The sequence below is a fragment of the Hydrogenophaga sp. genome, from assembly GCF_041633695.1.
GTDB lineage: Bacteria > Pseudomonadota > Gammaproteobacteria > Burkholderiales > Burkholderiaceae_C > Hydrogenophaga.
Genome location: NZ_JBFJMY010000219.1, coordinates 1 through 6,806, shown reverse-complemented (window position 1 = coordinate 6,806; position 6,806 = coordinate 1). Strand labels below are relative to the sequence as shown.

Annotated in this window: 6 protein-coding genes; all 6 read right to left on the bottom strand. The window is 62.7% G+C overall.

The genetic code is table 11. The annotated features are described in order from the left end of the window. A partial coding sequence (locus ABYB95_RS13920) for a polysaccharide deacetylase family protein (RefSeq protein ID WP_372659163.1) occupies window positions 1–1,524 on the bottom strand: 1,524 nt, incomplete at its 3' end. A gap of 150 nt (window positions 1,525–1,674) precedes the next feature. Further along, window positions 1,675–2,751 (bottom strand): acyltransferase family protein, encoded by a 1,077-nt coding sequence (locus ABYB95_RS13915; protein WP_372659162.1) that lies wholly within the window; start codon window positions 2,749–2,751, stop codon window positions 1,675–1,677. After that, the gene (locus tag ABYB95_RS13910; RefSeq protein WP_372659161.1) at window positions 2,748–4,013 is read right to left on the bottom strand and encodes a DUF5935 domain-containing protein; all 1,266 of its coding nucleotides are present in this window, start codon (window positions 4,011–4,013) and stop codon (window positions 2,748–2,750) included. Before ABYB95_RS13910 ends, ABYB95_RS13915 begins: the two co-directional genes overlap by 4 nt. Before the next feature lie 80 nt (window positions 4,014–4,093). Then, window positions 4,094–5,278: a glycosyltransferase family 4 protein gene (locus ABYB95_RS13905; protein WP_372659160.1), complete on the bottom strand. Its 1,185-nt coding sequence runs from the start codon at window positions 5,276–5,278 to the stop codon at window positions 4,094–4,096. Next, the gene (locus ABYB95_RS13900; protein WP_372659159.1) at window positions 5,275–6,456 is read right to left on the bottom strand and encodes a glycosyltransferase family 4 protein; all 1,182 of its coding nucleotides are present in this window, start codon (window positions 6,454–6,456) and stop codon (window positions 5,275–5,277) included. The genes ABYB95_RS13905 and ABYB95_RS13900 overlap by 4 nt, the downstream gene beginning before the upstream one ends. 6 nt (window positions 6,457–6,462) lie before the next feature. Next, on the bottom strand, window positions 6,463–6,806 hold a 344-nt coding region (locus ABYB95_RS13895), incomplete at its 5' end, for a UDP binding domain-containing protein (RefSeq protein ID WP_372659158.1).

Sequence of the window (6,806 nt, the reverse complement as noted above, 5' to 3'; positions counted from 1 at the left end):
CGCGGCCGCGCGCTCGGTGGTGAAAATGCAGGCGCTGGCACGGCGCAGCACCCCGGCTTCGATGCGCTCCCACACCCAGCGCTGCACACGGTCGGACGGATAGCCCTGGCTCACCATCGGGTCTCTGAAATCGGCCACCCAGGGCAGCCCCGACCAGCGCGCCATTGTGCCGGCGATCGCGTGCGCGGTGGAGATCGGGTAGGTGCTCCAGAGCAGGTCTGGTCGATCGCGCCGTATCCACCGCATGCCCTGGAAAACGCCCCCGAACCACCAGGAAGACCAGCGATCGGGCAGCGCCAGGCCGCGCGGGTATTTGCCCGCGATCGACAGGTGGCGGGCGGTATCGAGGGCGAAAGCCCTGCTCACCGGGGTATCGAGCGGGATCTGGTTCACCAGGTCGTTGCGCTGCTCCACATAGGCCTTGGGGTTGGCAGACAGCACCGCCGGGGTCCAGCCCAGCGGGCCAAGGTTTTTGACAAAGTTCAGCGTGCGCAGCACCCCACTGCTCCCGGCCTGGGGCGGAAAATGGAAAGCCACCATCAGCACCTTTTTCTTGGCCGTCGGGGCCGGTGGCAACAGTTGGGGTCGGTGGAAGAAATTGCGGGTGAACTGCACATCCATCTTCAGGGAAGACGGCCCCCAAGGCGTGAAACGGGGTATCTGGAAAACCGGTGTATGGCCGTTGGCCGCGCCCCAGTCGGTGGTCAAGGCCGAACGGTAGCCCGCTCGCTGCACCATCGCCACGTGTTCGGCAGAAAAGTCGACGCCCGGTTCGCCGTTGGGATAGGCAAAGCTGCTGACCGGGCCACCGATCAAGCCTTCCAGTTGCTCGCGCGATTGGGCAATCTCCTGGTAGGCCTGCTCGCTGGTACAACGGCTCAGGATGGGATGGGTGACCGAATGCCCGCCGATGCCAAAGCCCCGGCTGTGGATGGCGCGCAAATCGTCCACCGACATGCGGGGCGCCTGCGCCGGATCGACACCCGTCAAGCTCTCCAGCTCTTGCAGCAGATCCTCTTTGGTTTGCGGCTCCTGGTACTTCAAAAAACGGTCCAGTTGCGCGACCGCGTGGCGCCGGTTCTGCGCGCCCAGCAGCGACAAACTGGGTGACGATGGCAAAGACAGCTGGAGCGCATCCAGACCGGCCGGCGCCTCGGTGATGGCGTGCAGAATGCGCTCGTTCCACATGGCCGGCCCTGTGAACTGGCCGGAGGTCACGAAAAACGTGGCGTGCAGTTGCTGGCGCTCCAGCACCGGCACCACGCCGTGCAGCCAATCCGCATAGCCGTCGTCGAAGGTGATACACGCGGCGCGATCGGGCAGGTTGCCGGCGCGCAAAGCCAGGATCGCCTCGTCCAGTGGCAAAAAACGGAACCGGCGCGATGCCTCGGTCAGCACCTTTTCAAACCCGGCCAAATCCGTTTCATCGGGCACCAAGGCGTGGGTGTTGCGCGGTACCTTGTGAAAGCCCAGCACGGTCAGCCGGCCACGCGCCAACGCGATGAAAAGAGCCTGGGGGATCATGGGTTTTCTGCCAATGGATGCCAACGCGCGTGCACAGTCCGCGTCTTGTCTGGCTTCATTTCTTGGACGCCTTGTCGGCGCGGTGCGCCAGCACGAATACGTACAACAGCAGCAAAGAAGAAAACAAAATCGAAAGATTGTTCAGCATGGCTATCCCTGTGCTTTGAATACGGAAAGGCGCCGGTACAAACCGAGGCGGAAACGGGTCTCCACCTGCTTGTACAGAATGGCCGACAAGGCGAACACCAAGGCCACATACACCACGAAGGACCCGACGCCCAACTCGGGCGACAGGAACTTGACCCAGTCCTTCACGAAATAATGCACCAGGTAAGTGGAGTACGAAATTTCCCCCAGATAGTTCGGGATGCGCCCACCAAAGGCTTTGGAGAGCAGGCTGCCTCCATCAAAAAACACGGCGATCAGCAGGGAAAAAGCCAGAGGTGCTACCCAGTAGTCGGCCAGCTGCCCGGTGGCCACCGCCAGCAGCCCCCAGGCCAGCAAGCCCAGCATCGCGTACCGAGAAATGGCGACCGAAGAATGGCGGTAGCGGATGTACCAGTAACCCAGCACCAGCCCCATCGTGAACTCGATGACGCAGCGGTACACGCCGAGGTGGCTGATGTTCGCGCCCAGCGAAGGGCTGTCCATGGAAAGATACAGGCCCGGCAAGCCGAGCAGGCACAGCGCAAAAACAAACCACAACCAGGCCCAACCGGCTTGGGCAACCCGCTTCAAGCCAAAGACCAGCAGGGGAAACAACAAATACGCCGCGAACTCGGTGCTGATCGACCAGGCGGGGATGTTCCAGGCCAGCTCATCGGTAAAGCCCCAGTTCTGGACCAGGAAGATCGACATCAGAAAATACGCAGGGTCGTAGCGCCCGTCCAGCGTGGCCGATGAAGAAGCGAACACGATGGCCAGCGGGTTCAGCAAATACATCAGCAAAATGGTGATGTGCAACGGGTAAATCCGGGCCAGCCGTTTGCCGTAGAACAACAGCATGTTCACAGGACGCAACTGCTGAAAATCGGTGTGGTAGTTCAGATAGATGACCAGGCCACTCAACACGAAAAACAAGTCCACAGCCAGAAATCCCTGGCCCACGACTTTCATGATCCAGGTGTCACCGGCCCATGCAAAGGGCTCGCGGAAATGGTAGAAAACCACCAGCCAAGCAGCCAGCCCGCGCAGGCCGGTGATGCCCCGGATGTTGCCCACCTTCATGCGCGCTGAAACCTTTGCTGCAGGTTGTACAAAGCCACCGAGAGCGCGGCCAGGTAATAGAAGTACGACTGAAAGCCCACGCCAATGAACGCACCACCGGCCAGGTACACGTACAACGTGAACAGCAGATACAGACCTGCGTCGCTCAACCAGGCGTTTTCTTTGCTCAGCACGGCGTTGCGGGCGTTGATGAAATGGCTTCTGGTTTTGAGCACGATGGCCGCGAACAACAAGAATCCGGGGAAACCCGTTTCGCCCAGGATCTCAAAATAGATGCTGTGGAAGGCCTTGGCCTCCACCACCAGCAGCGAGCCATCGGCCAGCGTCATGGTCATCTCGTTGATGCGGAACACGTCGAAACTGCCGCCCAGCGGGTGGGTCATCACATAGCCCATGGTCCAGAGCCACACCGCCACGCGGCCCATGGCCGAGCCCTCGGTGCCGTCGCCGATGGTGGACATGCGCCCGGTCCATTGGTCGCTGGCGCCGCTGAACGCGACCAGGCCCACGATGGACAACAAAATCAGGTACCGCACCTTGTTTTTGGACCGCAGAATGAGCAGCAGGCCCAACACGCCAATGCTCACCAGACCGGTGCGCGCATAGGTGCCGACCGAAGTCAGAAACGCCATGACCATGAACAGCATGAGCATCCACTTGGTCAGCCGCGGATAAGGAATGAGCGTCTGCCATTTGTAGAGATACAGGCACATGGGGATGAGGCTGATGGCGAACATGGCCAGCGTACTGCCCTCGCCATAGCCGTAGTTCACATACACCAGCCCCAGCGGCATGCCGTAACCGCCACCCGACAACAGCACCTTGGCGCCGAACGGCAGGCAGTGCGCCATGCCCGAGATCACCACGGTCCAAAGGAAAGCCTCTATGTGCACCCGGCTGCGCAAGAAGAAAGGCACCAGGCAAGAAAACAAAATGTTCTTGATGGCCCAGTTCCATTTGTCGTAAGCGGCATCCGGCACCGCTGCCCAAATCAGGGTCATGGTCATCCAGATGCCAAACAGCGCCACCAACACGGTGACGCCACGCAGCTGCACCGCATTGTCTTTGGGCAGTTTGAAAAAAGCGATGAACACGCACAAGCCCAGAATCATCGACACCGGGATGGACGGCAGTATGGAATACGCCAGCAGTTGGGGCGTGAAAATATCCACCCACACATAGCCCAGAACCAGCAGGAACGACGACTGAAAACCCAGCACCAGAATGCTGAGGTAGACCAGGGTGAGAAAAATGCCGCGCATTCAGTGCCGCCCTTGTCTCAGCCCGGACCCGCACCCAGCCGCGCAGCCGACAATCGGCTCCTTGTGATGCTCGATGCTGTTCACGCCGCGCCTTTGCCCACAATGGATTCAAACAAGCGCAATTGACCCTGGGTGGTCGCGTCCCAGGAAAAGCCTTCGGCGTGCTGGCGGGTTGCCGCCCGGCTGGGCAACTGGGCACCCAGCTGCGCCCAGGCCTGCACCAGCCCCTGGCTGCTGCGCTCCCCCATCAACACCCCGGCGCTCGGCGTGCTCACCACCTCGGGCGTGCCCCAGATGTGGCTGGCAATCACCGGTGTGCCGCAGGCCATGGCTTCGAGCAAAACGTTGGCCCAGCCTTCGCGGCTGGAACACAGGGTCAACGCGTCGGCGGCGCTGTACCACCATTTCAGCTCGGTCTGGGCCACCACGCCCACCCAATGCACCCGGTCCGTCACGCCCAATTCCTGCGCCAGCCGTTTCAGGGCGGCTTGCTCGGGGCCAGCACCCGCCACCAGCAATTGCACACCGGGCAACGAGGGCAAGGCACCGATGGCGATGTGGTGGCCTTTGCGCTCGATCAAATGGCCGACCGACAAGAGGTACACCCCATCCGGCGGCAAGCCCAGGCGCTCGCGCGCGGCTTGCCGGTCCTCGGGTACGAAGCGTTCCAGGTCCACACCGTTGCGCAGGGTGTGCAGGCGCGTCGCATCGGCGCCCAGTTGTTCCAGGCTGTCCATCAGCGCCCGGCACACGCCGATCGAACCGCTGGCACGCGCGGCGGTGTCCAGAATCAAACGCCTTGGGCGCGGGTATTGTGGGATCAGATTGAGGTCGGTGCCACGCGCGGTCACTACAAAGGGCTTGCCCAGCCAGCGGGCGAGCAGCCCCGCCGCCACCCCATCCGGGTAGTAGTAGTGCGCGTCGATGAGGTCGATGTGAAAGCCCTCGCGCTGCAGGCGGCGCACCGTGGGCAAGGCGCCCAAGGCCATGGCGTGCGGCGCCATGTTCATGCCCACCTTGGGCAGCAGCAGGTAGCGCGGGTGGTGCACCTCCAGCCCGTTGCGGTTTTCCTGGCGGGGCGTGGCGGCGAACTGCCCGTATTCACCGAACCGGGACGACTTGAAGGGAAACCAGGGCACGGGTGCCACCACCTTGGCCTGCACTTGCCCGGTCTTCACCAACTCGCGCAAACGGGTTTCGACAAAGATGCCGTGTATGGGGCGCTGGCTGCTCGGGAACAGCGACGAAAACAGCAGGATGTTCACACCAGCGCCTCGGACAAAGACACCACCCGTCCGGCGTTGCCCAGCCAGGTCAGCTGCAAACGGTCGATGGTGTCGTGTGCGCCTTGCGCCAGCCGCTCGCGCAAGCCCGCTTCGGTGCACAGCCGGGTCAGCATCTGTTCCATGCTGCCGGCCACGCTTTCGTCAAACAGCAGCGCATTGGTTTCGTGGGTCAGAATTTCCTGCAGATTGGGGGTGGCCGGGGCGATCACGGCTTTGCCCAGCACCAGGTATTCCATCAGCTTGAGCGGCGAGGCATAGGGCGTGACCGCGGGTTGCAAGGCGACGTCAAACGCCGCCACGTAGGCAGGCACCTCGTCGCGGTGCACCACCCCGGTGAACGACACCCGTTCGGCCAGCCCGAGGCGCTGTGCCTGTTGCTCCAGCGCCTGGCGCACGGGGCCGTCGCCCACCACCAGCAAGTGGGTGTGTGCCGGCGCCTGGGGCGAAGCCATCCAGTCCACGATGCGGTCCACGCCGTGCCAGTCGCGCACAAAGCCGGTGAAACCCAGCACCAGGCGCTCTTGCAGTCCCAGCCGCTGCTTGGCTTCAAGCGGCTGCGGCGCTTGTTCAAAGTGCGCCCGGTTGATGCCGTTGGGAATGACTTGTATGCGCTCGGGCGGCACGCCACGCGCCACCACATGCCCGGCCAGCACCTGGGTCACCGGCAGCACCCGATCGGCGCCGCGCCAGGCCACACCTTCGGCCCAGCGGGCCAGGCTTTGCAGCGACAAGCCGCCGCTGTGCTGCGAGCGCTCCATCACCAGGGGCGAGTTCACTTCGAGCAGCAGGGGAATGCGCAAGCGCTTTTTCACCATGAGCCCGGCCAGCAAAAACAGGTTGTAGCGCTCATACACCACATCGGGCCGGAACTCGCGCGCCGCCGCCGCCAGCTTGCGGTAGGCCAGCAGGTTGTAGGCGAATTCCATGAGTTCGTAGAGCGCTTTGGGCAGCAGGGCCTTGAGACGGTGCACCCAACCCATGTCGCCCCCCATGCGCCCGCTGTCTCCCTGCGGCCCAGAAGCCGCTTGGTCGCCAGCGGCGCCGGGCGCCACCACCCGCACCTCGTGCCCCAGCGCACGCAAAGCGCCAATCATCTCTTCGATGTGGACCGCCTGACCATCTTTGGACGCGGTGCGGTGGTGGTACAGAATCCTCATGCGCGATCAGCGCAGCGCGCCACGGGTGTCGATCACGACCTTGTCGCGGATCGTGTCGGGGTCGATCTCCTTGAACTCGTGGTGATCGACCAGCAGCAGCAAAATATCGGCGTCTTTCAACACCTTTTTGAGCGGGCTGAGCGGGAACGAAACCTTCTCGGGCTGCACATTGGGGTCGCACACCAGAATCTCGCCCGCCTGCTGGGCCATCAGCTCTTTCACAATGTCGAACGCGGGCGACTCGCGCATGTCGTCGATATCGGCCTTGAAAGTCAGACCCAGACAACCGATCACCGGCGACTTGAAGCGGGCCGCCTTGGCTTTCACTTTTTCGATCACCCAGTGCGGCT